The sequence below is a fragment of the Streptosporangium nondiastaticum genome (assembly GCF_003011965.1).
Taxonomy (GTDB): domain Bacteria; phylum Actinomycetota; class Actinomycetes; order Streptomycetales; family Streptomycetaceae; genus Streptomyces; species Streptomyces nondiastaticus.
On the sequence record NZ_PXWG01000008.1, the window covers coordinates 71,623 to 95,580 of the forward strand.

General features: G+C 73.6%; 21 protein-coding genes. 7 read left to right on the forward strand and 14 right to left on the reverse strand.

What is annotated here, in order from left to right:
• Positions 1-209 precede the first annotated feature (209 nt).
• From B7P34_RS06115 to B7P34_RS06130, 4 genes are all read left to right on the forward strand, one after another.
• Positions 210-1,433 (forward strand): arginine deiminase, encoded by a 1,224-nt coding sequence (locus B7P34_RS06115; protein WP_106674765.1) that lies wholly within the window; start codon positions 210-212, stop codon positions 1,431-1,433.
• A gap of 160 nt (positions 1,434-1,593) precedes the next feature.
• A complete protein-coding gene (gene argF, locus B7P34_RS06120; protein WP_106674766.1) occupies positions 1,594-2,595 on the forward strand; it encodes an ornithine carbamoyltransferase in 1,002 nt (333 codons plus the stop codon).
• A 274-nt stretch (positions 2,596-2,869) separates the two neighbouring features.
• Entirely contained in the window at positions 2,870-3,697 is an 828-nt protein-coding gene (locus tag B7P34_RS06125) for an enoyl-CoA hydratase family protein (protein ID WP_106674767.1), read from the forward strand.
• On the forward strand, positions 3,694-5,943 hold the full coding sequence (locus B7P34_RS06130) for a bifunctional salicylyl-CoA 5-hydroxylase/oxidoreductase (RefSeq protein ID WP_106674801.1): 2,250 nt from the start codon (positions 3,694-3,696) through the stop codon (positions 5,941-5,943). The genes B7P34_RS06125 and B7P34_RS06130 overlap by 4 nt, the downstream gene beginning before the upstream one ends.
• A gap of 96 nt (positions 5,944-6,039) precedes the next feature.
• Here B7P34_RS06130 and B7P34_RS06135 read toward each other — a convergent pair whose 3' ends face one another.
• Together B7P34_RS06135 and B7P34_RS06140 are read right to left on the reverse strand one after the other, a co-directional pair.
• The gene (locus B7P34_RS06135) at positions 6,040-6,888 is read right to left on the reverse strand and encodes a PaaX family transcriptional regulator (RefSeq protein WP_106674768.1); all 849 of its coding nucleotides are present in this window, start codon (positions 6,886-6,888) and stop codon (positions 6,040-6,042) included.
• 20 nt (positions 6,889-6,908) lie between these two features.
• Complete coding sequence (locus tag B7P34_RS06140; protein WP_435693948.1) at positions 6,909-8,549, reverse strand: AMP-binding protein; 1,641 nt, start codon at positions 8,547-8,549, stop codon at positions 6,909-6,911.
• Positions 8,550-8,764: 215 nt separating this feature from the next.
• Between B7P34_RS06140 and B7P34_RS06145 the strand changes: the two genes are divergently transcribed.
• Together B7P34_RS06145 and B7P34_RS06150 are read left to right on the forward strand one after the other, a co-directional pair.
• On the forward strand, positions 8,765-9,937 hold the full coding sequence (locus B7P34_RS06145) for an acyl-CoA dehydrogenase family protein (RefSeq protein WP_106674802.1): 1,173 nt from the start codon (positions 8,765-8,767) through the stop codon (positions 9,935-9,937).
• Complete coding sequence (locus B7P34_RS06150; protein WP_223267553.1) at positions 9,934-10,356, forward strand: RidA family protein; 423 nt, start codon at positions 9,934-9,936, stop codon at positions 10,354-10,356. Before B7P34_RS06145 ends, B7P34_RS06150 begins: the two co-directional genes overlap by 4 nt.
• Before the next feature lie 18 nt (positions 10,357-10,374).
• Here the strand turns inward: B7P34_RS06150 and B7P34_RS06155 are convergent, their stop codons facing one another.
• From B7P34_RS06155 to B7P34_RS06185, 7 genes are all read right to left on the reverse strand, one after another.
• Positions 10,375-10,830, reverse strand: coding sequence for a hypothetical protein (locus B7P34_RS06155; RefSeq protein WP_223267554.1), 456 nt, complete (start codon positions 10,828-10,830; stop codon positions 10,375-10,377).
• A 168-nt stretch (positions 10,831-10,998) separates the two neighbouring features.
• Positions 10,999-13,695: a polynucleotide kinase-phosphatase gene (locus B7P34_RS06160; protein WP_106674770.1), complete on the reverse strand. Its 2,697-nt coding sequence runs from the start codon at positions 13,693-13,695 to the stop codon at positions 10,999-11,001.
• On the reverse strand, positions 13,692-15,167 hold the full coding sequence (locus tag B7P34_RS06165; protein ID WP_106674771.1) for a 3' terminal RNA ribose 2'-O-methyltransferase Hen1: 1,476 nt from the start codon (positions 15,165-15,167) through the stop codon (positions 13,692-13,694). The genes B7P34_RS06160 and B7P34_RS06165 overlap by 4 nt, the downstream gene beginning before the upstream one ends.
• Positions 15,168-15,201: 34 nt before the next feature.
• Positions 15,202-16,005 (reverse strand): NUDIX hydrolase, encoded by an 804-nt coding sequence (locus B7P34_RS06170; protein WP_106674772.1) that lies wholly within the window; start codon positions 16,003-16,005, stop codon positions 15,202-15,204.
• Positions 16,006-16,030: 25 nt separating this feature from the next.
• Positions 16,031-17,551, reverse strand: coding sequence for a hypothetical protein (locus tag B7P34_RS06175; RefSeq protein ID WP_106674773.1), 1,521 nt, complete (start codon positions 17,549-17,551; stop codon positions 16,031-16,033).
• A gap of 157 nt (positions 17,552-17,708) precedes the next feature.
• Positions 17,709-18,638 carry a homocysteine S-methyltransferase gene (mmuM, locus tag B7P34_RS06180; RefSeq protein ID WP_106674774.1) on the reverse strand — a complete coding sequence of 310 codons (930 nt, stop codon included), beginning with the start codon at positions 18,636-18,638 and terminating at the stop codon, positions 17,709-17,711.
• A 58-nt stretch (positions 18,639-18,696) separates the two neighbouring features.
• The gene (locus B7P34_RS06185; protein WP_106674775.1) at positions 18,697-19,620 is read right to left on the reverse strand and encodes an LLM class F420-dependent oxidoreductase; all 924 of its coding nucleotides are present in this window, start codon (positions 19,618-19,620) and stop codon (positions 18,697-18,699) included.
• 247 nt (positions 19,621-19,867) lie between these two features.
• Between B7P34_RS06185 and B7P34_RS06190 the strand changes: the two genes are divergently transcribed.
• The gene (locus tag B7P34_RS06190; RefSeq protein ID WP_106674776.1) at positions 19,868-20,194 is read left to right on the forward strand and encodes a hypothetical protein; all 327 of its coding nucleotides are present in this window, start codon (positions 19,868-19,870) and stop codon (positions 20,192-20,194) included.
• Positions 20,195-20,205: 11 nt separating this feature from the next.
• On the opposite strand, the gene B7P34_RS06195 is transcribed toward B7P34_RS06190, so the two are convergent.
• The 5 genes from B7P34_RS06195 to B7P34_RS06215 all read right to left on the reverse strand — a co-directional run bounded on the left by B7P34_RS06195 (position 20,206) and on the right by B7P34_RS06215 (position 23,910).
• Entirely contained in the window at positions 20,206-20,664 is a 459-nt protein-coding gene (locus tag B7P34_RS06195) for a DUF6099 family protein (protein WP_106674777.1), read from the reverse strand.
• Between the two features lie 130 nt (positions 20,665-20,794).
• Positions 20,795-21,208 carry a nucleotide pyrophosphohydrolase gene (locus B7P34_RS06200; RefSeq protein ID WP_353620232.1) on the reverse strand — a complete coding sequence of 138 codons (414 nt, stop codon included), beginning with the start codon at positions 21,206-21,208 and terminating at the stop codon, positions 20,795-20,797.
• Positions 21,198-22,415, reverse strand: a complete 1,218-nt coding sequence (locus tag B7P34_RS06205; RefSeq protein ID WP_106674778.1) for an AAA family ATPase — start codon at positions 22,413-22,415, stop codon at positions 21,198-21,200. Before B7P34_RS06205 ends, B7P34_RS06200 begins: the two co-directional genes overlap by 11 nt.
• 24 nt (positions 22,416-22,439) lie before the next feature.
• Positions 22,440-22,853 (reverse strand): cell division protein SepF, encoded by a 414-nt coding sequence (locus B7P34_RS06210; protein ID WP_106674779.1) that lies wholly within the window; start codon positions 22,851-22,853, stop codon positions 22,440-22,442.
• Positions 22,854-23,061: 208 nt separating this feature from the next.
• Positions 23,062-23,910, reverse strand: coding sequence for a nuclease-related domain-containing protein (locus tag B7P34_RS06215; protein WP_106674780.1), 849 nt, complete (start codon positions 23,908-23,910; stop codon positions 23,062-23,064).
• Positions 23,911-23,958 lie beyond the last annotated feature (48 nt).

Genomic DNA, 23,958 nt, shown 5'->3' on the forward strand with positions numbered 1-23,958 from the left:
AAGCCATCGCCCAGTGAACACGTAGCTCAGCAGGTCGCGAGACCTACCAGGTCTTCCCTGAGCCATCCGTCACTCTCAGCCCCTGCCGGTCCAAGGCCCTCCGCCGCCGCAGAGGAGTAGCCCGTTGCAGCGGGGCGAAGGAAACGTTCGGTGAGCGTTTCGTCGTGGTGAACCGGGTCATCGGCGGTGATCCGGGCCAGGATGGTGGCATGGGATTCCATGTCGATTCCGAGGCCGGGCGGCTGCGCCGCGTCATACTGCACCGCCCCGGCCTGGAGCTGAAGCGGCTCACGCCCTCCAACAAGGACGCTCTGCTCTTCGACGACGTGCTGTGGGTGCGCCGGGCGCGCGCCGAGCACGACGGGTTCGCGGACGTGCTGCGCGAGCGCGGGGTCGAGGTGCACTTCTTCCAGGACCTGCTGGAGGAGAGCCTGACGGTGCCGGAGGCGCGGGAGCTCGTGCTGGACCGGGTCTTCGACGAGAAGGAGTACGGGCCGCTGGCGACGGGCCACCTGCGGGACGCGTTCGAGGGGCTGCCGGCGGTGGAGCTGGGCGAGTGGCTGGTCGGGGGGATGACCAAGCGGGAGTTCCTGGAGCGGCACAGCGAGCCGGTCTCGGTGCGTTTCCACGCGATGGAGCTGGACGACTTCCTGATCAATCCGCTGCCCAACCACCTGTTCACCCGGGACACCTCGGCCTGGATCTACGACGGGGTGTGCGTCAACGCGATGCGGTGGCCCGCGCGTTGGCACGAGACCGTGCACTACGAGGCGCTGTACCGCTATCACCCGCTGTTCTCGGGCGGCGGCTTCCACGTCTGGTCGGAGGGGCAGGCGGCCTATCCGTCGACGATCGAGGGCGGTGACGTGCTCGTGATCGGCGAGGGCGCCGTGCTGATCGGCATGAGCGAGCGGACGACCCCGCAGGCCGTGGAGATGCTCGCCCACCGGCTCTTCGCGGCGGGCTCGGCGCGGACGATCGTGGCGCTGGACATGCCCAAGCGGCGCGCGTTCATGCACCTGGACACGGTGATGACGATGGTGGACGGGGACACCTTCACGCAGTACGCCGGGCTCGGGATGCTCCGCTCGTACACGATCGAGCCGGGCGTGGGCGAGCGCGAGCTGAAGGTCACCGACCATCCGCCGGAGCACATGCACCGCGCGATCGCCGCCGCGCTGGGCCTGGACTCGGTGCGGGTGCTGACGGCGACGCAGGACGTGCACGCGGCGGAGCGGGAGCAGTGGGACGACGGCTGCAACGTGCTGGCCATCGAGCCGGGCGTGGTGGTGGCCTACGAGCGGAACGCGACGACCAACACGCACCTGCGGAAGAACGGCATCGAGGTGATCACCATCCCGGGCAGCGAGCTGGGGCGGGGGCGGGGCGGGCCGCGGTGCATGAGCTGCCCGATCGAGCGGGATGCGGTGTGAGGACCCGGGTGGGGGCGAATGCCGGGGGTCCTAAGGCCCGGGGCCTGCCCGGTCTGAGACGCATCGCACACTTGATTGCATAGCAATACGGATGTTCGTATAGTTTCACTCTTCTGCAGCAGTCGTGAGCATCCCGTGAGCAAGCTAGGAGTCCAACCCCATGGCGACAGACCTCAAGGGCCGTCACTTCCTCAAGGAGACGGACTTCACCGCCGAGGAGTTCCACAGCCTCGTCGAGCTCGCCGCCGAGCTCAAGGCCGCGCGGAAGACCGGCGTCGAGGAGCAGCGGCTCCTCGGCCGCCACATCGCGCTCGTCTTCGAGAAGACCTCGACCCGCACCCGCTGCGCCTTCGAGGTGGCGGCCGGCGACCAGGGCGCCCGTACGACCTTCCTCGACCCCGCGGGCTCCCAGATCGGGCACAAGGAGTCGGTGAAGGACACCGCCCGGGTGCTCGGCCGGATGTTCGACGCCATCGAGTACCGCGGGCACGGGCAGGACGTGGTGGAGGAGCTCGCCGCCCACGCGGGGGTGCCCGTCTACAACGGGCTGTCCGACGAGTGGCACCCCACGCAGATGCTCGCCGACGTCCTCACCATGTCCGAGCACACGGCCAAGTCCCTGGACCACGTCACCCTCGCCTACCTCGGCGACGCCCGTTACAACATGGGCAACTCGTACCTCATCACGGGCGCCCTCCTCGGCATGGACGTGCGCATCGTGGCGCCCGAGGAGCTGTGGCCCGCCCCCCAGGTCATCGCCGACGCGCGGCGGCTCGGCGCGGCGAGCGGCGCGCGGATCAAGCTCACGGAGGACGTCGCCGAGGGCGTGAAGGGCGCCGACTTCATCGCCACCGACGTGTGGGTGTCGATGGGCGAGCCCAAGGAGGTGTGGGACGCCCGGATCGCCCTGCTCGGGCCGTACGCCGTGACCATGGACGTGCTGCGCGCCACCGGCAATCCGGCGGTGAAGTTCCTGCACTGCCTGCCGGCCTTCCACGACCTGGAGACGAGCGTCGCCCGCGAGATCCACGAGCGGCACGGGCTGACCTCCCTGGAGGTCACCGACGAGGTCTTCGAGTCGCCGCACTCGGTCGTCTTCGACCAGGCGGAGAACCGGATGCACACGATCAAGGCGGTGATGGTCGCCACGCTGGCCGGCTGACGCCGGCGGACGGCACCGCACGTGCCGGCTGCGGCGACCGCACATTCCGCCGGACCCTCACCATCGTGGCCCGGCGCCGTTGCGGCGGGAGGAGTCTGCCCGCCGCAACGACGGCACGCCCCCGCCGCGAGGGTCCGGCGGCATCAGAGGTCACCGCAGCCGACGCGTTCCCGGATCCGCCGGAGGCTATCGCGCACTCGTGACGACAGTCACACACGAGTGATAGCTTCACGGAGCAGGCACACACCAGCCCCCGGCTGAAGGAGGCCGCTCCGTGAGCCCGTTCACCGGCTCCGCGTCCCGTACCGAGGAGTGGCGGCACCTGCGCCTCCGCCTCGACGCCGGCGTCGCGACCGTCACCCTCGCCCGCCCGGACAAGCTCAACGCCCTCACCTTCGGTGCCTACGCCGACCTGCGCGACCTCCTGCCCGAGCTGGCCCGCGACGGCTCCGTGCGTGCCCTCGTGCTCGGCGGCGAGGGCCGCGGCTTCTGCTCCGGCGGCGACGTCGACGAGATCATCGGCGCGACGCTGGCCATGGACGCCGGGCAGCTCCTCGACTTCAACCGGATGACCGGCCAGACCGTACGGGCCCTGCGCGAGTGCCCGTTCCCGGTGATCGCCGCCGTCCACGGGGTCGCCGCGGGCGCGGGCGCCGTCCTCGCGCTCGCCGCCGACTTCCGCGTCGCCGACCCGACGGCCCGCTTCGCGTTCCTCTTCACCCGGGTCGGCCTCTCCGGCGGCGACATGGGCGCGGCCTACCTCCTCCCCCGCGTCGTCGGCCTCGGCCACGCCACGCGGCTGCTGATGCTCGGCGACACCGTGCGCGCCGCCGAAGCGGAACGCATCGGCCTGATCAGCCAGTTGACGGACGAGGGGCAGGCGGCCGGCGCCGCGCAGGCCCTCGCCCGCCGCCTCGCCGAGGGGCCGGCGCTCGCCCACGCCCAGACCAAGGCCCTGCTCACCGCCGAGCTCGACATGCCGCTCGCCGCCTCCGTCGAACTCGACGCCGCCACCCAGGCCCTGCTCATGAACAGCACCGATTACGCCGAGTTCCACGCCGCCTTCACCGAGAAGCGGCCGCCGAAGTGGCGGGGGCGATGACGGCCGCCCCGCGCGTCGCCGTCATCGGCGGCGGCCCCGGCGGACTCTACGCCGCCGCCCTGCTGAAACGTCTCGCCCCCGAGCGCGAGGTCACCCTCTGGGAGCGCAACGCCCCCGACGACACCTTCGGCTTCGGCGTCGTCCTCTCCGACGAGACCCTCGGCGGCATCGAGAGCGCCGACGCGGAGGTCCACGCCGCCCTGTGCCGCGAGTTCGTCCGCTGGGACGACATCGACGTCGTCCACCGCGGCACCACCCTGCGCTCCGGCGGCCACGGCTTCGCCGCGCTCGGCCGCCGCCGGCTCCTGGGCATCCTCCACGAGCGCTGCCACGGCCTCGGCGTCCGCCTCCGCTTCCGCACCGAGGCGCCGCCCGCCGCCGAGCTGGCCCGCACCCACGACCTCGTCGTCGCCGCCGACGGCGTCCACAGCCGCACCCGCGAGGCCCACGCGGACCGCTTCCGGCCCGTCCTCACCACGCACCGCTGCCGCTACGTCTGGCTCTCCGCCGACTTCGCCCTCGACGCCTTCCGCTTCGAGATCGCCGAGACCGAGCACGGCATCATGCAGCTGCACGGCTACCCGTACCGGCAGGACGCCAGCACGATCATCGTCGAGATGCGCGAGGAGGTCTGGCGCCGCGCGGGCCTGGACCGCTGCGACGAGGAAGGCACGCTCGCGGCCTGCGGCAAGTACTTCGCCGACGCCCTCGGCGGGCGCCCCCTGCGCTCCAACCGCTCCGCCTGGACGGCCTTCCGCACGGTGGTCAACGAACGCTGGCACCACGGCCGTACGGTCCTGCTCGGCGACGCCGCCCACACCGCGCACTTCTCCATCGGCTCCGGCACCAAGCTCGCCGTCGAGGACGCGCTAGCGCTCGCGCAGGCCCTCCAGCGGCACCCGGACGTCCCCGCGGCGCTCGCCGCCTACGAGGACGAGCGGCGCCCGGCCGTCGCCTCCACGCAGCGCGCCGCCCGCGCCAGCCTGGAGTGGTTCGAGGACCTCGCCGTGCACGCGGACCAGCCGCCGCGCCGGTTCGCGTTCAACCTGCTCACCCGCAGCCGCCGCGTCACCCACGGCAACCTGCGGCTGCGCGACCCCGGATTCGTCGCCTCCGTCGAGGACGAGGCCGGCGTCCCGCCCGGCACGCCGCCGATGTTCACCCCCTTCCGGCTGCGCGGCCTGACCCTGCGCAACCGCGTCGTGGTCTCCCCCATGGACATGTACTCCGCCGTCGACGGCACCCCCGGCGACTTCCACCTCGTCCACCTCGGCGGGCGCGCCCTGGGCGGGGCGGGCCTCGTCATGGCGGAGATGGTCTGCGTGAGCGAGCGGGGCCGGATCACGCCCGGCTGCTCGGGCATGTACGCGCCCGAGCACGAGCGGGCCTGGAGCCGCGTCACCCGTTTCGTCCACGAGCAGGCGCCCGGCACGGCGATCGGCCTCCAGCTGGGGCACGCGGGCCGCAAGGGCTCCACGCGCCGGATGTGGGAGGGCATCGACGAGCCCCTCCCGGACGGGAACTGGCCGGTCGTCGCCCCCTCGGCGCTCCCGTACCGGCCCGGCGTCAACCAGACCCCGCGCGCGCTGACGACGACCGAAATGGCGGCGATACGAGAGGAGTTCGTGCGGTCCGCGGAGGCCGCCGCCCGGGCCGGGTTCGACCTCCTCGAACTCCACTGCGCGCACGGCTACCTGCTGTCCGGCTTCCTCTCCCCCCTGACCAACCACCGCGACGACGCGTACGGGGGCGGTCTGGAGGGGCGCCTGCGCTACCCCCTGGAGGTGTTCGACGCGGTACGGGCCGTGTGGCCCGCCGACCGGCCCATGACCGTGCGCGTCTCCGCCACGGACTGGGCCGACGGCGGCACGACGGCGGAGGACGCGGTGGCCGTCGCCCGCGCCTTCGCCGCCCACGGGGCGGACGCGCTCGACGTCTCGACCGGGCAGGTCGTCGCCGACGAGCGGCCCGCGTTCGGCCGCTCGTACCAGACGCCGTTCGCGGACCGCATCCGGCACGAGGCGGGCGTCCCCGTGATCGCCGTGGGCGCGATCTCGTCCTGGGACGACGTCAACTCCCTGATCCTGGCGGGCCGCGCCGACCTCTGCGCGCTCGGCCGCCCGCACCTGTACGACCCGCACTGGACGCTCCACGCGGCGGCGGAGCAGGGGTACGCGGGGCCGGGGGCGCCGTGGCCGGCCCCGTACCGGGCAGGGAGCCGGCGCCCGCCGACCGGGAAGGGATAGAGCCGTCCGGCGATTGAGGACCGGGGTCCGGGGCGGAGCCCCGCACAACGGCGGGGCCGGAGCCCCGCACAGCGGCGGGGCACCCGGCAGCCGGGCCTACGCCAGCTCCCCCGCCACGAACCTGGCCCCCGCCTCCCTCAGCCTCGCGTGCAGCGCGCCGAAGACCCGTGCCGAGCGGGCCCCGGGCCAGTCCGCCGGCAGCAGGCCGCCCGGGAGGCCCGGGTCCGCGTAGGGCAGGTGGCGCCACGAGTCCAGGGCGAGGAGGTAGTCCCGGTACGCCTCGCGCGGCGGGACGACGCGCCGCCGCACCCACCGCCGCAGCACCGGCTCGTGGGCGGCGAGGAACGCCCGGTGCTGGGCGGCGAGCGCGTCGAGGTCCCACCAGCGGCCCACCGCCTCCGCGGTCGGTTCGAAGCCGAGGTGGGAGCCCTTGAAGAGGTCGACGTACGAGGCGAGTCCGAGGCGCTGCAGCGTGTGCCGCGTCTCGTCGTGCACGTGGGCCGGGGCGATCCACACGCCCGGCGCGGCCGTGCCGAAGCCGAGCCGCGCGAGCCGGGAGCGCAGCAGGTGCCGCTTGTTCCGCTCCTCCTCCGGCACGGAGAAGACGGCCAGGAGCCAGCCGCCGGCCGTCCGCGCGGGGGCGCGGCCGTAGATGCGCCGGTCGCCGTCGTCGAGCAGTTGCCGGGCGGTGTCGGAGAGCCCGTATCCCGCGGCGCCGCCGGCCGTGCGGCCCGCGACGAGCAGCCCGCGCCGTTTGAGGCGCGAGACGGCCGACCGCACCGAGGGCGAGTCCACGCCGACGGCACCCAGCAACCGGATCAGGGCCGCGATCGGCACGGGGCGGCCGGCTGCGTGGCGGGCGCCGCCGCGGCCGTACGCGCCGTAGAACGTGACGATGAGGGACCGGGGAGTGTGGAGAGGAGGGAGGGGTTGCTGGTCAGTCACGGGGAAACTGTAAAGCTCCGTCAAGAGCCGTCACGCAGCCTGAATCGCTGCAGCTTGCCGGTGGGCGTACGGGGCAGGGCGGCCGGGAACTCGATCTCGCGAGGGCACTTGTAGGGAGCGATCTCCTTTTTGGTGAACTCCCGCAGCGCCGCCGCGGTTTCCGGCGTCGCCGGCACGCCGTCGCGCAGGACCACGCAGGCGACGACGATCTCGCCGCGCCGCTCGTCGGGGCGCCCGACGACGGCCGCCTCCAGGACGTCGGGGTGGCGCAGCAGGGCCTCCTCGACCTCGGGCCCGGCGATGTTGTAGCCGGCCGAGATGATCATGTCGTCGGCGCGGGCGACGTAGCGGTAGTGGCCCGTGGTCTCGCGGACGTACGTGTCGCCGGTGAGGTTCCAGCCGTCGCGCACGTAGTCGCGCTGCCGCTCGTCGGCGAGGTAGCGGCAGCCGGTGGGGCCGCGCACGGCGAGCAGTCCGGGCTCGCCGTCCGGGAGGGGGCGGCCGTCGGGGCCGACGACGCGCGCCTCGTAGCCGGGGACGGGCAGGCCGGTGGTGCCGGGGCGGATGGCGTCGTCGGCGGCGGAGATGAAGATGTGCAGCATCTCGGTGGCGCCGATGCCGTTGATGGCGCGCAGCCCGGTGGCCCGGTGCCAGGCGTGCCAGAGGGCGGCGGGCAGGTGTTCGCCGGCGGAGACGCAGCGGCGCAGCGAGGAGAGGTCGTGCGCGCCGGGCCGTTCGTCCATCAGCTCCAGCATCGTGCGGTAGGCGGTGGGGGCGGTGAAGAGCACGGAGACGCGGTGGCGCCCGATGTCGGCGAGGAGCCGTTCGGGGCCGCGCCAGTCGGTGAGGAGGGTGGCGGCGCCCGCGCGGAGGGGGAAGACGACGAGGCCGCCGAGGCCGAAGGTGAAGCCCAGGGGCGGGCTGCCGGCGAAGACGTCGCCGGGGCGGGGCCGCAGGACGTGGGCGGAGAAGGTGTCGGCTATGGCGAGCACGTCGCGGTGGAAGTGCATGCAGCCTTTGGGGCGTCCGGTGGTGCCGGAGGTGAAGGCGATGAGGGCGACGTCGTCGGCTGCGGTGTCGGCGGCCGCATACGATGGGGGTTTGTCCGCGGCCAGGTGCAGCAGGTCGCCGGGGGTGTCGCCACCGTAGGGGGTGACGCGGAGGTCCCCTCCGGGCGCTTGCAGTCCGTCGAGGGAGCGGGCGTCGCACAGGGCGTGGCGGATGCGGGCGAGTGCGCAGATCGTGGCGAGTTCGTGCGGGCGCTGGGCGGCCAGGACGGTGACGGCCACGGCTCCGGCCTTCATCACGGCGAGCCAGCAGGCGGCGAGCCAGGGGCTGGTGGGGCCGCGCAGCAGGACGCGGTTGCCGGGGACGACACCGAGGTCGTCGGTGAGGGTGCGGGCGATGCGGGCGACGTGGGCGGCGAGTTCCCCGTACGTCCAGAGGCCGCCGTGTCCGTCGTGCACGGCGGGGCGGTCCGGGCCCAGGCGGGCGATGGTGGCGTCGAGCAGCTCGGCGCCGCAGTTGAGGCGGTCCGGGTAGGCCGGGAGGACGCCGTCCCGCGGGCCGAGGAGGAGGTCGGGCCACTGGGCGGCGGGCGGGAGGTGGTCGCGCGGGAAGGTGTCGGCATGGACCGAGGGCTGAAGCTCCATCGCTGCCATCGCTGTGCGCCCCCTCGCGCCGGTGACATGGAGGTGAACGGGGGTCTTGCCAGCTGTACGGATCCGCTGTCAGCGTAGCGACTTGGTGACGGCAGTCAACAGAGCGCGATAGCACGACAGAGAAGAAGCAGAAGAAGGAAGAGAAGAAGCAGGCAGCGGAAACAGTCCGTGGACCTCGGCGATCCGTGGACCTCAGCGACCAGAAGGGGCCGCCCATGGTCACCCCGTTCGCTCTCGACCCGCAACAGCGCGCCTGGAGCGAGGAGTTGCGCGCCCTCGCGGCGGAGCGGCTGCGCCCGCTCGCGGCCGCGGGCGAGCCGGGCCGCGTCAACCGGCCCCTCGTCGCCGCCCTCGGCGAACTCGGCCTGCTGGCCCGGCTGTTCCCCGCCGGGCGCGCTCCTGCGGGGGCCTCCGAGGGGCCCGCCCCGGACGCCGTGCGCGCCATGGACCTGTGCCTGCTGCGGGAGTCCCTCGCGCGCGAGTGCACGGAGGCCGAGACCGCGCTCGCCCTGCAGGGCCTCGGCGCGTACCCCGTCGTGCAGTCCGGCAGCGCGCGGCAGCGCGCCCGGTGGATGCCGGAGGTCGTCGCGGGCCGGGCCGTGGCCGCGTTCGCGCTGAGCGAGCCGGCTGCCGGGTCCGACGCGGCCGCGCTGGAGCTGCGCGCCGAGCCGGACCCGGGCGGCGCGGGGGACGGCTGGCGCCTGACGGGCGAGAAGACGTGGATCTCCAACGCCCCCGAGGCCGACGTCTACACCGTCTTCGCGCGGACGGGGCAGGCGCCCGGCTCGCGGGGTGTGACGGCTTTCCTCGTGCCGGGCGACAGCGCGGGGCTGTCCGGCCGCGGCCTGGACATGCTCAGCCCGCACCCCATCGGCACCCTGACGTTCGACGGCGTGCCGGTCGGCGCCGGGGACGTGCTCGGCGTGCCGGGCGGCGGCTTCCGCGTCGCCATGCGCACGCTCGACCTCTTCCGGCCCAGCGTGGGCGCGTTCGCCGTCGGCATGGCGCGGGCCGCGCTCGCCGCGGCCGTCGCCCACACCGGGGAGCGGCGGGCCTTCGGCGGCCCCCTGAAGGACCTGCAGGCCGTCTCCCACCAGCTCGCCGAGATGGCCACCCGGACGGAGGCGGCGGCGCTGCTGGTGTACGCGGCGGCCGCGGCGTACGACGCGGGCGAGCCGGGCATCGCGGCCCGCTCGGCCATGGCCAAGCTCTTCGCCACGGAGACCGCGCAGTACGTCGTGGACGCGGCCGTCCAGCTCCACGGCGCGCGCGCCCTGCGCCGCGGGCACCTGCTGGAACACCTGTACAGGGAGGTGCGCGCGCCACGGATCTACGAGGGCGCGAGCGAGGTCCAGCGCACGATCATCGCGAAGGAGCTGTACCGGTGAGCGCGGACGGCGAGCGGGGCGGGGAGGTGCGCAGGGTCAACCCGCCGGAGCTCTCGCCGCCGGCGGGCTTCTCGCACGCCGTCACCGTCACCGGCGGGCGGCTGGTGTTCCTGGCGGGCCAGACGGCGCTGGACGGCGCGGGCCGCATCGTGCCGGGCGGCCTGCCCGGGCAGTTCGAGCGGGCGCTGGGCAACCTGCTCCACGCCCTGCGCGCCGCGGGCGGCGGGCCCGAGCACCTGGCGCGCGTCACCGTCTACGCCACCGACGTCGCCGGCTACCGGGCGCACGCGCGGGAGCTGGGCGCCGTCTGGCGGCGGCTGGCCGGGCGGGACTACCCGGCCATGGCCGTCGTCGGCGTGGTGCGGCTGTGGGACGAGGAGGCGCTGGTGGAGCTGGACGGGATCGCGATGCTTCCGTGAGCTCCGTCCCGGGCCCGCTCAGAAGCCCGAGCACGTGGCCGTCGCGCCCGGGCCGGACGCGGACGCGGTCCACGGACGGCGGTTGTTCACCGTCACCGAGCAGGACACCGTGCCGCCGCCCTTCCCGGTCGTGACCGCCAGCAGGCCGCCCTTCACGAAGTCCTTCGTCTCCAGCTCCTTGCGCCAGGGCAGGTCCCGGGGGCCCTCCTTCTGCGTGACGAGGGCCCCGCCCTGCCAGGTCGTGTACGCGATGGCCACGCCCTTCGCGCTGCCCGTCACCTCGTACCGCACCCGGACCGTCTTGTCCGTCTCCTCGGACAGGCCGACGACGAGCGCCGCGCACCCGCCCGCCAGCAGGAGCACCGCGGCGAGCAGCACCCACGGCCACTTGCGGCGCCCCTTGCGGACATGGGCAGGGGGCGGCACCCACTGGCCGTGCCCGGGGCCGCCGCCGCCCGGATGCGGGGTACTCATGCGGCCAGCATGCCGCCGCGCCTGCGGGGCGGCGACCGGAGGCGGCCCGTACGGGCGGCGGCCCGCGGCCTTTCCACCCGTACGGGGAGCGTCCCGCGCCACGGTCCGGGCGACCGGCCCGCGGCGCATGCAGGCCGCGGGTCCGTTCCTAAAGCCGCGGGTCCGTTCCTAAAGCCGCGGGTCGACCGGTTCGGACTCCAGGGCGAGCACCCCGAAGACCGCCTCGTGCACCCGCCACAGCGGCTCGCCCTCCGCGAGCCGGTCCAGCGCCTCCAGGCCGAGCGCGTACTCGCGCAGGGCGAGCGAGCGCTTGTGGCCGAGGTGGCGGGCGCGCAGCCGGGACAGGTTGTCCGGGCGGGTGTACTCGGGGCCGTAGATGATCCGCAGGTACTCCCGGCCGCGGCACTTGACGCCCGGCTGGACGAGCCGCCCGCCCCCGGTCCGTACGAGCGCCTGCAGCGGCTTGACGACCATGCCCTCGCCGCCGGCGCCGGTCAGGTCCAGCCACCACCGCACGCCCGCGGCGACGGACGCCTCGTCCTCGGTGTCGACGACGAGCCGGCGGGTCGGGGCGAGCAGGCGGTTCATGTGCACCGGGATGTACGCGCAGAGGCCGTTGTTCGCCTCCGTGCCGTGCATCTCCGCCTCGATCATGCGGTCGATCAGGGCGAGCTGCTGGTCGTGCGGGAGCGCGGCCAGGCTGCGGCCCTGCACCGCCAGGATCTGGAACGGCGCCATCCGGATGCCGTCGAGGCCGTCCGTGCCCTTGGAGCCGACCCGGCGCAGGGACTGCGTCTCCTCCTGCTCCCCCGGCCAGCCCTGCGCGCTGTCGCCGGTGGTCCAGCAGTAGCGCCGGTAGGCCTCCGTGAACGCGGCGGCGTCCGCGGCCCGCTCGCGCTGGCGGTCCAGCAGCCCGGACACGTCCACGCCGCGCTCCGCCGCCGACTCCAGCGCGGCGAGCGCCGGCGGGAAGACCGCGCCGGACGCGGCGCCCACGGCCGCGTACTGGTGGCGCAGCAGCCCCTGGGCCTTGAGGGACCAGGGCATGAGCTCGGCGTCGAGCAGCAGCCAGTCGGTCTCCAGCTCCTCCCACAGCCCGGCCGAGCGGGCCGTCGTGCTCAGCCGGCGCAGGACGCGCTCGGTCATCTCCGGGTCGTCGAAGAACGGCCGGCCGGTGCGCGTGTACAGCGCGCCGCTCACCCCGCCGGTCGCGCCGAAGCGCTCCCGCGCGACGTCCGCGTCGCGGCACACCAGCGCCACGGCCCGCGAGCCCATGTGCTTCTCCTCGCACACCACCTGCCGCACCCCGTCGGCGCGGTAGGCGGCGAACGCCTCCGCCGGGTGCTCCAGGTAGCCCTCCTCCTGGGAGGTCGCGCAGGGCGCCATGGTGGGCGGGAGGTAGGGCAGCAGCCGCGGGTCGACGGCGAAGCGGCTCATGACCTCCAGCGCGGCCGCGGCGTTCTCCTCCTTCACGGCGACCCGGCCCATGTGCCGGGTCTCCACGACGCGGCGGCCGGTGACGTCGGCCAGGTCGAGCGGGCGGCCGTCCTCGCCGCCGGGCGCGTCGCTCGCCAGCGGCCGGGCCGGCTCGTACCAGACCCGCTCGGCCGGTACGTCCACCAGCTCGCGCTCGGGCCAGCGCAGGGCGGTCATCTTCCCGCCGAAGACGGCGCCGGTGTCGAGGCAGATGGTGTTGTTCAGCCAGGTGGCCGACGGGTTGGGGGTGTGACCGTAGACCACGGCGGCGCGGCCGCGGTAGTCCTCGGCCCACGGGTAGCGCACGGGCAGGCCGAACTCGTCGGTCTCGCCCGTCGTGTCCCCGTACAGCGCGTGCGAGCGCACGCGGCCCGAGGTGCGGCCGTGGTACTTCTCCGGCAGGCCCGCGTGGCAGACCACCAGCTTGCCCTCGTCGAGGACGTAGTGGCTGACGAGCCCGTCGACGAACTCCCGCACCCGCTCACGGAAGGCGGGGTCCTCGGCGTCCGCCCGCTCCAGCTGCTCGATGGTCTCGGCCAGGCCGTGGGTGTGCTGGACCTTCTTGCCGTGCAGCCAGCGGCCGAGCTTGTTCTCGTGGTTGCCCGGCACGCACAGGGCGTTGCCGGAGGCAACCATGCCCATGACGCGGCGCAGCACGCCCGGGCTGTCGGGGCCGCGGTCGACGAGGTCGCCGACGAAGACGGCCGTGCGTCCGGCGGGGTGGACGCCGTCCTCGTAGCCCAGCTTCGCGAGGAGCGTCTCCAGCTCGGAGCTGCAGCCGTGGATGTCGCCGATGATGTCGAAGGGGCCCGTGAGGTGCCGCAGGTCGTTGTAGCGGCGCTCCAGGACGACCTCGGCGGAGTCGGCCTCCTCGGCGCTGCGCAGCACGTGCACCTTGCGGAAGCCCTCGCGCTCCAGGCCGCGCAGCGAGCGGCGCAGCTCGCGGCGGTGGCGCTGGATGACGTGGCGGGGCAGGCCGGCCCGGTCGGCGCGGCCGGCGTTGCGCGCGGCGCACACGTCCTCGGGCAGGTCGAGGACGATCGCGATGGGCAGCACGTCGTGCTCCCGGGCGACCCGGACCAGCTGACGGCGGGCCTCGGACTGGACGTTGGTCGCGTCGACGACGGTGAGGCGGCCGGCGGCGAGGCGCTTGCCCGCGATGTAGTGCAGGACGTCGAAGGCGTCGCCGCTGGCGCTCTGGTCGTTCTCGTCGTCGGCGACGAGACCGCGGCAGAAGTCCGAGGAGATCACCTCGGTGGGCTTGAAATGGCGGCGGGCGAAAGTGGACTTGCCGGAGCCGGTCGCGCCGATCAGGACCACGAGGGAGAGGTCGGTGACGGCGAGGGTCCGCTTCACCTGTGCCCCGGCGGTTGTTGCTGTGCTGGTCATGCGGCCTTCTCCTGCTCCGGCTCTTTCTCTGTACGCTCTGTACGGGTGAAGACACCCAGCTGGGTGGGCGGCCCGACCTCCGGGTCGTCCGGCCCCACGGGGGCGAACACGACCTCGTAGCCGTAGCGCTCCGCGACCTCCGCCGCCCACGTGCGGAACTCCTCGCGCGTCCACTCGAAGCGGTGGTCGGCGTGCCGCACGTGACCGGCGGGCAGGGTCTCCCAGCGGACGTTGTACTCGGCGTTCGGGGTGGTGACGACGACCGTCGCGGGGCGGGCCGCGCCGAAGACGGCGTGCTCCAGCGCGGGCAGCCGCGGCAGGTCGAGGTGCTCGATCACCTCGCTGAGCACGGCCGCGTCGTATCCGGCGAGCCTGCGGTCGGTGTACGCGAGCGAGCCCTGGAACAGCGTGACCCGCGCTGCCTGCCGCTCGGTCATCCGGTCCAGGCGCAGCCGCCGCGCGGCCTCCTTCAGGGCGCGCGTCGACACGTCCACGCCGGCCACCTCGGTGAACCGCGGGTCCTTGAGGAGCTCTCCCACGAGCTGGCCCTGGCCGCAGCCGAGGTCGAGGACGCGGGCGGCACCGGCGGCACGCAGGGCGTCGAGGATCGCCGCGCGGCGCTGCACGGCCAGCGGCACGGGCCGCTCCTCGGTGTCCGTCTCCTCGTCGACGGCGTTGTCGAGCGCCTCGGCCTCGGTGTCGTCGGCCTCGGCGAGGCGGGCGAGGGCCAGGCGCTCCAGGGCATCGCGGGTCAGCGACCAGCGGCGGCCCAGGTAGCGGCCGGTGATCAGGCGCTGCTCGGGGTGGTCCTCCAGCCAGCCCTCGCCGGCCCGCAGCAGCTTCTCGACCTCGTCGGGCGCGACCCAGTAGTGCTTGGAGTCGTCGAGGACCGGCAGGAGCACGTAGAGGTGGCGCAGGGCGTCCGCGAGCCGCTGCTCGCCCTCCAGGACGAGGCGTACGTAGCGCGAGTCGCCCCACTGCGGGAACTTCTCGTCCAGCACCACCGGCTCCGCGGTGACCGTCCAGCCCAGCGGCGCGAACAGCCGCTCCACCAGGGCCGCGCCGCCGCGGGCGGGCAGCACCGGCACCTCGACGCGCAGCGGCCGCGCGATCCCCGGCAGCTCCGGGCGGGCGTCGCACCGGCCCTTCAGCGCGGTGGAGAAGACGCCGCCGATGGCGACGGCGAGCAGCGAGGACGCCGCGTACGGGCGGTCGTTGACGTACTGGGCGAGGGCGGAGTCGGGCGCCCCGCCGCGGCTCCTGTCCTTGGCCTTCCGCACCAGCGCGACCGGATCGATCTCCAGCAGGAGCGCGGCGGTGCAGCGCTCCGCGCCGGCCTCGGGGTAGAGGACGTGCGCGGTGCCGTGGGAGGTGGAGAACCGCTGCGCCTTGTCAGGGTGCTTGTGCAGCAGGAATCCGAGATCGGTCGCGGGGGATCCGGCCGTGCCGGTGGTGGATATCGTCAGGAACACGCGGTCGAGTATCGCCCGGGACGACCGTTTTCGACTAACTCTTTTCGCCGGTGGCTTCGGTGGTGGTTTCGCCGGTGGTTCCGGTGGTATTTCCCAGTAGCCCGTTCAGGAGAGCGCGGGTGAGGACCGCGATGGTGAATCCGCAGGTGATGTCCCCCGCTGCCACCATTTCCGAGACCTCCGGCCAGGGGCGGGTGACGATCCGGCGGATGCCTTCGGAGGTCTCCGGCGGGCCGAAACCGTCGATACGGGCGGCGAACAGCTCGACGTGATCACCGAGCAGGCCGCTGTCGGGATGCAGCCGGCCCAGGGAAATCCATTCGGTGGCTTCCGCTCCGATTTCCTCCGCGAGTTCCCGGGCGGCGCTTTCCGCGCCGGTGGCGCCCGGCGCGCCCATGCCGCGGGGAACTTCCCAGTGCCAGGAGCGGGTGGCGTGGCGGTAGTGCTCGACGAGGACGATGTCGCCCGTGGTGGTGAGGGGGAGGACGACCGCGCCGGGGCTCGCCGCCGTGGAGAGCATGCGGATGTAGAGCCCGAGGGCGCCGCCGGGGAACCGGACGGCGTCCCGTACGAGGGTGACGAAGCGGTCGGCGTAGACGACGCCGACGGGGGACGCGGCATCGACGGGGGACGCGCCGTCGACAGGGGGCGCGCCGTCGACGGGGGACGCACCCTCCTCCGTCGTTCCGGCCTCCGGCGTGCCGTGCGCCGCGCGCCGGGCCGCCTCGACCTCGGCCGGGTCGAGGAGGATGTCGATCCCGCCCGGGGCGTTGCCGAACAGCTCGGGGCGGGCGGCACGCAGCCGGTCGTACGGGGTGGCCGCGGTCTCGTCTGGCATCGGCTCAGCACTCCGGGGTGTCGTCTCAGTACTCCGGGATGTCGTCCTGCACGGTGGCGGAGCCGGTGGCGGCCGGGGCGCCGCCCTCCTCCCGGTACCCGGGCAGCCTGCGCACCATGCCGTGGAACCTTTCCCACTCCCGGGTGCTGTCGAACCGGACCGCGGCCAGCTCCCGCGCGAACTTCTGCTCGCGCCGCCCCTCCACCCGGTTGCGGAGCACCAGTTGCACGGAGCCGCCGTACTTGGCCGAGATCCCGCCGAGGCTGCCGGCCACACTCCAGGACTCGTCGCCGGTGATCGCCGTGAAGACGGCACCGCCGACGGTGACGACGACCTCGATGACGGGCAGCCACCTGTTGGCCCCGGCCCGCCGGTCGCCGCGGGCATCGGCGAGGCGGACGATCTCGGAGTTGAGCCGGACGTAGCGGTCGAAGACGGGACCCACCCGCTCCTGGAAGGCCGCCGGGTCGGATGCCAGCGCGTCGAAGGCGCGGATGTACGCGTTCCAGGCGTCGCTCTGGCGCAGGCTGCAGATGTCCTCCAGGGCGAGCGCGTCGACGGCGGAGGGGGTCAGGGCGAGCCGGTCCTGGACCGTGGAGAACGCCTGGCGCTGCAGGAACAGCAGCAGCTGCTCGGGGTCGGTGACCGTACCGGCCACGGTCGTACGGACGTCCCGCCACTCCTGGAGGGCGACCCGCCGCAGGCTGCCGGCCGGGGTGAGCGGGCACATGCCGAGGGCGTCGGCGAGGTTCACGCTGTAGATGAGGTCGAGGAGCTGCTTGATCTCCGCGGCGAACGGCTTGGTCCCGTCGTAGCGGCCCTCGGAGACGGGAGTGCCCGGCACCGTCACGAACTGCTCGTAGAGCAGGTTGCGCGTGACGAGGTCGCCGCGGACGCTGTGCTCGTTGCTCCACCGGACCACCTCGCCGATCCGCTCCGCGAACGCCCCGTACCGCGGCTCCGGAACCCCGAGCTGGCGGGCGAGGAGGGGGATGTCCTTCGCGGTGAGCGCCTGCACCCGCGCGGCGAACGCGTTGAACAGCGCGGACCGGGTGGCGTCCCGGTTCTCCTGGTCCTCCCAGGAGAACCGGACGCACTTCACGCGCTCCCCGGCGGGCATCCCTTCGAGGGTCTCCTGCCAGGCCGTGAACGCCCGCGCGTCATAGCCCAGGCCGGGGCGCGGCGGCTCGGCGGGGTCGCGCTCGTTGAGCAGGTAGGGCACCAGGGCCTCCTGCGCCAGCAGCTTCTGATGCGCCCGGCGGGCCGCGCCGCCCTCCAGGAGGTCACGGCTCACGGCCGCGTTGTTGTAGAAGAACACCCGGTTGGCCACCACCTGCCGGGTGTTGATCAGGCTGCGGAAGTACTCGGCGCGCACCTCCTTGTCCCGCGCGCTCCCGACGTCCTGGAGCGACTTCCCGCGCGCGACCATGTCCCTGGTCAGCTTCGCCGTCACCCACTGGTTGTCCAGGGACTGCGCGATCACCGCGCCCGGCGCGAGGTCCGCCGGTCTCACCCTGACTGCCGCCTCGGTGGATTGCTGGGCCATCCCTCCACACCCCCGGTACTCGTTCCCCCCGGTGACGCTGTGTTCACGTCCGCATCCACGCTAGCCGTGAACCGGCGGCCCGCAGCCGCGGTTGCGCCAACTTGCCTCATATCCTGGTACGTTGACGGCCCATTCACCCGCCCCCTTGACACGGGCCCTACGTCTGCACAGGCCCCGCGCCGAGCGCCCGGGACAGGGCCGCGATGTCGTCCGGGCCCACGCGGCAGCAGCCGCCCACGAGGCGGGCGCCCGCCTCGCGCCACGCGGTGACGCGGTCGGGGGTGAAGGCCGGCTCGCCCGTCCAGGAGCGGGCGGCGGCATCCCACTCCTCGCCGCTGTTGGGGTAGACCACGACGGGCTTACGGGCCGCCTCCGCAGCCGTCCGGACCGCCGCGTCGGCGTCGGCGGGGGTGCAGCAGTTGACCCCCACGGCGACGACCTGGTCGTTCCCCGCGGCCAGGGCGAAGGCCTCGCGCAGCGGCTGCCCCGCGCGGGTGCGCCCGCCCGCCGCGCTGTACGAGAGCCACACGGGGACGCCGCAGCCCTCCACGGCCCGCAGCAGGGCCTCCGCCTCGGCCGCGTCCGGCACGGTCTCCAGCGCGAGGACGTCCGGCTCCGCTTCCGCCAGCGTCTCGATCCGCGGCCGGTGGAAGCGCTCCAGCTCCGCAACGCTCAGCCCGTACCGGCCGCGGTACTCGCTGCCGTCGGCCAGGAAGGCCCCGTACGGGCCGACGGACGCGGCGACCCACACGTCCTTCCCCGGCGCCTCCTTCTCCGCGGCGCTCCGGGCCAGCCCGACGCTGCGCCGCAGCAGCTCCGCCGCCTGCTCCCGGCCCAGCCCGCGGCGGGCGAAGCCCTCGAACGTGGCCTGGTAGCTGGAGGTGATGAGGACCTGCGCGCCCGCCCGCACGTACGCGGCGTGCGCCTGCTCGATCTGCCCGGGGTCGTCGGCGAGCAGCCGGGCCGACCACAGGGCGTCGGACAGGTCACAGCCCTGCGCCGCCAGCTGGTTGGACAGCCCGCCGTCGAGGACGAGCGGACCGCGCGCCAGCGCGCCGGCGAAGGGGACGGTGGGGGCGGGCGTCACAGGGGTGCTCCTCGGTGGGGGACGGCTGCCGGGACCGGAAGCCGGATGCGGGCCGCTGTCAGGCCAGCTGGGACTGGACCTCGGAGGCGATCAGCTCCAGGTGGTCGAGGTCGTCCAGGTCCAGGATCTGGAAGTAGATCCGGGACGAGCCGACGGCCGCGTACCGGCCGATCTTGTCGACCACCTCGGCCGGGGAACCGGCCAGGCCGTTCTCCTTGAGCTCGGCCACCTCGCGCCCGATGACCGCCGCACGCCGCGCGACCTCCGCGTCGTCCTTGCCGACGCAGGCGACGAGCACGTTGGAGTACACGAGGTCGTCGCCCTTGCGGCCGGCCTCCTCCGCAGCCGCCCGCACCCGGCCGAACTGCCGCTCGCTGTCCTCGACCGAGGCGAACGGGATGTTGAACTCGTCGGCGTACTTCGCGGCGAGGCGCGGCGTGCGCTTCGCGCCGTGCCCGCCGATGAGCACGGGCAGCTTCTGCTGCGCGGGCTTGGGCAGCGCCGGGCTGTCGGTGAGCCGGTAGTAGGTGCCGCCGAAGTCGAAGGTCTTGCCCGGCTCCGTCTCCCACAGGCCCGTCACGATGGCGAGCTGCTCCTCCAGCCGCCCGAACTTCTCCTTCGGGAAGGGGATGCCGTAGGCCTTGTGCTCCTCCTCGAACCAGCCCGCGCCCAGGCCCAGCTCGATGCGCCCGCCGGACATCTGGTCCACCTGCGCCACCTGGATGGCCAGCACGCCGGGCAGCCGGAACGTGCCCGCGGTCATCAGGGTGCCGAGCCGGATGCGGCGCGTCTCACGGGCGAGGCCCGCGAGGGTGATCCAGGCGTCGGTCGGGCCGGGCAGGCCGTCCGCGGAGCCCATGGCCAGGTAGTGGTCGGAGCGGAAGAAGGCGTCGAAGCCGAGGTCCTCGGTGGCCTTGGCGACCGTCAGCAGCGTGTCGTAGCTGGCCCCTTGCTGGGGCTCGGTGAAGATTCGCAGATCCATGCCTCCATCCTGCACTGCCGAACAGGCGTCAACCGGCTGCGCCCTGCGGCGGTACACCCGCCCCGGTCGGGTGAAATTCCGCCGCCCCCGCCGAGCGGGTGAGCTCCGGCCAGTGTCCGCCGCGGCCGGTGGTCGTTGGCTCGGGCGGAGCCGGACCGCCCGGCCCGCGCACCGGTGCACCCTGCCGGAGGCGACGACCGCAACACCGCTCTCCCGCACCGGGAGGGCCGGGGCCGAGGAGGCCGCGATGACCCAGGAAGCCGTGCCCGACGAGACGGTGCCCACCCAGCCCGCCGACGGGCGGCCCGGCGCACCGAAGGGCCTGCTGCAGCAGATGGAGGAGCTGATGGCCGCGCTCAACGCGGACCTGTCGCAGCTCGACGCGGACCTGCAGCCGCGTGACGGGCGCCCGGAGCCCGCCGGCGCCGCCGCGGGCACGTCCACCGGATCGCCTGCCGGCGCATCCGCCGGTGCGCCCATCGACGCACCCATCGACGCACCCATCGACGCGCCTATCGATGTGCCTGCTCACGTGCCCGTCGACGCGTCCGTCGACGGAGGGGATGACCGCTGAGCGCCCGCGCCTCACGCGGCACCGCCTTCCCGCTCGCGCAACGCGAGCCGTCTCTGTAACCAGCGCACTCTGTCGCTCGTCTCGTCGGCGGCATCTATCGCTTCTATGCACTGCCAGTACATGGCGTCCTCGTCGGAGGAGCAGGCGACCCCCACCAGGGCGATGCCCACTTCCCCGAGGAGCCCGCAGAGCCCGGCCAACGCGCTCCAGGGGTCGCGGACTTCGGTGAGCTGCCCGGCCCGTATCGCTCCGGCGCGCAGCGTTTGACGCAGCGCGCCGGACGCGCGGGACCCGGCCTCGCTCAGACTCCCCGCGGCGGCACGGGCCTCGAAGGGCCCGTGGACCGCGAGGTGGCCGCCGACCGCTCCCGCCAGCGCCTGGGTCTGCCATGCCTCGGTGACGATGTCGTGGACGACCCTGGCCTGCGCCAGGGCCGTCCGGGTGGCTCCGATGAGCCGCACTGCGTCCATGACCCGGTCCCCCAACTTCCCGACTGTGCCGTGCCCACACCTTCTCACTACCCAGAGTGATGACTAACCGCCGGAAACGCCAGGGGAATTCAGAAATCTGTGGATACCAGATGGGGTGTGGATAACTCAATCACTCCGGAGAGTGACGATCCGGCGCATCCGGAGTGTCCCGGTCCGGCACCGGGAACCGCTTCTCGTTACGCGTGATCTTCGCGGCGAGGGCGGCCGCCACGTCGATGCCCAGCACCTCGCAGAACTGCAGCAGGTACGCCAGGACGTCAGCGACCTCGTCCTCGACCCGCTCGGCCGTCCCCGGCCGCTCCATCACCCGCGCCGACTCCTCCGGCGTCAACCACTGGAAGATCTCGACCAGTTCCGACGCCTCGACGCTGAGCGCCGCGACGAGGTTCTTGGGGGTGTGGTACGGCTGCCAGTGGCGCGCGGCCGCGAAGTCGGCGAGCCGCCGCTGCAGGACGCGCAGCTCGCTTGCGCCCTCGCCGGCCCCGCCGCACTCTTCCCGGCCTTCTCGATGTTCAGCATTCACCCCCAAGATCTACCACCGAGACCCCCTCGGCCGGAGCATCCCCGTCGCCCGTTCCCCGCACCGTCCCCACCAGCCGCACATGCCCGCGCTCCCCCATCCGTACCGCCAGGGCGATCAGCTCGCGCGCCTGCCGGGCGTCCAGGCAGCGGTCGAAGTCGTCCGCGAGGACAGTGAGCGCCTGCCGCGCCTGCAGCACCTCGCCGACGGGGTCCATGTCCAGGACTCCGGGGCCGGTCATCAGCACCAGGCAGAGCGCGAGGTAGCGCAACTCGCCGTCCCCGAGCCGCTCCACGGGCGTCCCGTCGCCGGACTTCCGCTCCAGCACGGCCTGCAGGAGGCCGCCGCCGGCCTCCCGTACGCCCAGCCCGTCCACCGGTACGCGGCAGCCGGCCCCCACCGCCGCCACGAGCGCCGCGTGGCGGGTCGCGCACTCGTGACGCGTACGGTCCAGGACCGCGGCGACGTTGTCGCAGGCGCTGCGCAGCAGCCCGTCGTGCGCGGCGGCGGGCATGCGCATGAGCTCCGGGCGCGGGTCGCAGGCGAAGACCGCGCGCAGGGCCACGACGACCTGCTCGGCGGCGTCGAGGACGAGGCGCTGCCCGGCGGTCTTGCCCGCGACGCGCAGGGGCAGCAAGGCAGTGCCGAGCCGGTCGTCCGGCAGGGGCGCGCGAGTGACGGGGACGGCGCCGGCGGTGTGCCAGGCGGCCTCCACGGCGCGGCGGCCGGGGTCACGAAGCGCCGTCGAGAGCAGGGTGCGCCCGCAGCCCGTCATCCGTTCCCCGACGATGCGGAGCTCCGGCTCGGCCTGCACGGCGACGTCAACCCGCACGGGCCCCACGGGCCCCTCGACGGTGCAGCCGATGCGGAAGCCGCGCCGCCCCTGGGCGTCGGGCCGCGCCTGCTGGGGAACACACGCCCCGGGTCCGCCGTCGACAAGCGACAGGGCCTCCCCCAGAGCGTCACCGCCGGCCAGCCGCGCGAGCACCTCGTACGCCTGGAGCGCACTGGACTTGCCGGAGCCGCTCGGCCCCCGGAAGAGGGTGAGCGGGCCGAGCGCGAAGGAAGCGTTGCGGTGCGATTTGAACGCGGACAGCCGTAACTCCGTTACGACAGGCCGCTGCGTACGGGAGGCCGCAGGAGGGACGACAGGGGAGACGACAGAGGAAACGCCGGGATGAACGTCCGGTCGGGCACAGCGAGTGTCCATGCCCGGACCGTATGTGTCACATAATCAGCCAAACCGTTTCGGCTGATCACTTTTCCTACGATCGGGGTACCCCGATGCCACCTCCGTCCCTTCCGGGGCCAGCAGGAAGACATTGGTGTCGACCCGGTGCATGCCGCTGCCCAGGCCGAAGACGACTCCGCTGGAGAAGTCGAGGATGCGCTTGGCGACGTCCGTGTCGGCACTGGTGAGGTCCAGCAGGACCGGCACCCGCGCCATCAGGTGCTCGGCGACCTCGCGGGCGTCCGCGAAGACCTGGACCCGCAGCACGACCATGCGCCGCTGGTTCGGATCGGGCGCCTGCTCCTCCTCGGGCAGGGCCCGGTGGTTGGGCCATGACGGCCATGCGTGGTGCCCACGGAGCGGGACGACCTCGGCCAGCCCCTCCCACTGCTCGTCGGTGGCCTCGGACCTGTTCACCGGCTCACCCCTCCGGGGAACGTGCTCGCTATATGCATCCCACAATCCTAGGGACAATCGTCACCCGTCGGGACCAATGACACGCTCGGCCGGCACAAGGGGGCCGATCAGCCGTCGCGAATTCCGAGCCGCTCCGTCAACCGCCGGCCGCGGGGGCCCGGCCTTCACCCGTTCCGCAGCACGACCACCGTGCGGTGGCAATGTTCCGTCACGCGCTGATCCAGGTGTCTCGCCTGCGCGCCGCCGCGTATATGGCCTCGACGTCACCACCGGTCCACACCACTGCGAACTGCCGGAACCAGGCGGCCTCCTGCGCCTGGATGACGTACACGTCCCGCAGCGACGGCACCGCACTGAGCGAACCGGTGTCGACGAACGCGAGCACGGGCCGCACGTCGACGGCGAAGCCGCAGGCCCGGGTGAGGGCTGCGGACGCCCGCCTCGCTTCGGCCCTGCTTTTGCGCACGTACGGATACGACCGGCCGCCGATCCGCACGGCCTCGTCGCCCACCCACACGCGTGCACCCCGGTGGTACTTGGTGTTGACGCAGAAAACCCCGCCCGGACCGATCAGCAGGTGGTCTATGTCCACGTCCCGCGGCAACGGCACCGAGTGCAGCACTCGCCATCCCTCGCCGGCGAGCCGCTCCAGCTCCGCCCCCATCCGCCGCTCTCCCACCAGGCCCTTGCGCCAGCTCTCCGCCTCGGAGCGCCGCCCGAGCAGCTTGTCCAGCAGCCGCCGCCAGAACCCCGGCGTCATTTCATCGACCTTCGCCCGGAGCGCCTCTCCGGGACGGTGACGCGCGAGATCCTCCCCCGGATCCAGCGGCCCCTCCTCCGGATCGCCCGGAGGCATCGCTGCGACCGGACGAGTCAAGCCGGGACCGGCCAGGTAGGGCGCAAGGACATCGAGCACAGCCGTCCGGTGCACCTCGACAAGAACGGTCAGCTCCCCGGTACGCCGGTCGAACCAGGCGACTTTCGTCCCGTCCGAAGCGTTCACATACAGCCGGTCGTACCCGTAGCGCTTCCACGGGGACACCCGTAACCCGTCCATGCCCCATCCCCACCCTCATCAAGTTCCCAGTCGCGAACATTTGAGCAA

Bases quoted from the DNA above. Each gene is read 5' to 3' on its own strand.
- B7P34_RS06115 (WP_106674765.1), top strand. From the start codon at position 210: ATGGGATTCCATGTCGATTCCGAGGCCGGGCGGCTGCGCCGCGTCATA.
- argF (WP_106674766.1), top strand. From the start codon at position 1,594: ATGGCGACAGACCTCAAGGGCCGTCACTTCCTCAAGGAGACGGACTTC.
- B7P34_RS06130 (WP_106674801.1), top strand. From the start codon at position 3,694: ATGACGGCCGCCCCGCGCGTCGCCGTCATCGGCGGCGGCCCCGGCGGA.
- B7P34_RS06140 (WP_435693948.1), bottom strand. From the start codon at position 8,549: ATGGCAGCGATGGAGCTTCAGCCCTCGGTCCATGCCGACACCTTCCCG.
- B7P34_RS06145 (WP_106674802.1), top strand. From the start codon at position 8,765: ATGGTCACCCCGTTCGCTCTCGACCCGCAACAGCGCGCCTGGAGCGAG.
- B7P34_RS06155 (WP_223267554.1), bottom strand. From the start codon at position 10,830: ATGAGTACCCCGCATCCGGGCGGCGGCGGCCCCGGGCACGGCCAGTGG.
- B7P34_RS06160 (WP_106674770.1), bottom strand. From the start codon at position 13,695: ATGACCAGCACAGCAACAACCGCCGGGGCACAGGTGAAGCGGACCCTC.
- B7P34_RS06170 (WP_106674772.1), bottom strand. From the start codon at position 16,005: ATGCCAGACGAGACCGCGGCCACCCCGTACGACCGGCTGCGTGCCGCC.
- B7P34_RS06175 (WP_106674773.1), bottom strand. From the start codon at position 17,551: ATGGCCCAGCAATCCACCGAGGCGGCAGTCAGGGTGAGACCGGCGGAC.
- B7P34_RS06185 (WP_106674775.1), bottom strand. From the start codon at position 19,620: ATGGATCTGCGAATCTTCACCGAGCCCCAGCAAGGGGCCAGCTACGAC.
- B7P34_RS06190 (WP_106674776.1), top strand. From the start codon at position 19,868: ATGACCCAGGAAGCCGTGCCCGACGAGACGGTGCCCACCCAGCCCGCC.
- B7P34_RS06195 (WP_106674777.1), bottom strand. From the start codon at position 20,664: ATGGACGCAGTGCGGCTCATCGGAGCCACCCGGACGGCCCTGGCGCAG.
- B7P34_RS06205 (WP_106674778.1), bottom strand. From the start codon at position 22,415: ATGGACACTCGCTGTGCCCGACCGGACGTTCATCCCGGCGTTTCCTCT.
- B7P34_RS06215 (WP_106674780.1), bottom strand. From the start codon at position 23,910: ATGGACGGGTTACGGGTGTCCCCGTGGAAGCGCTACGGGTACGACCGG.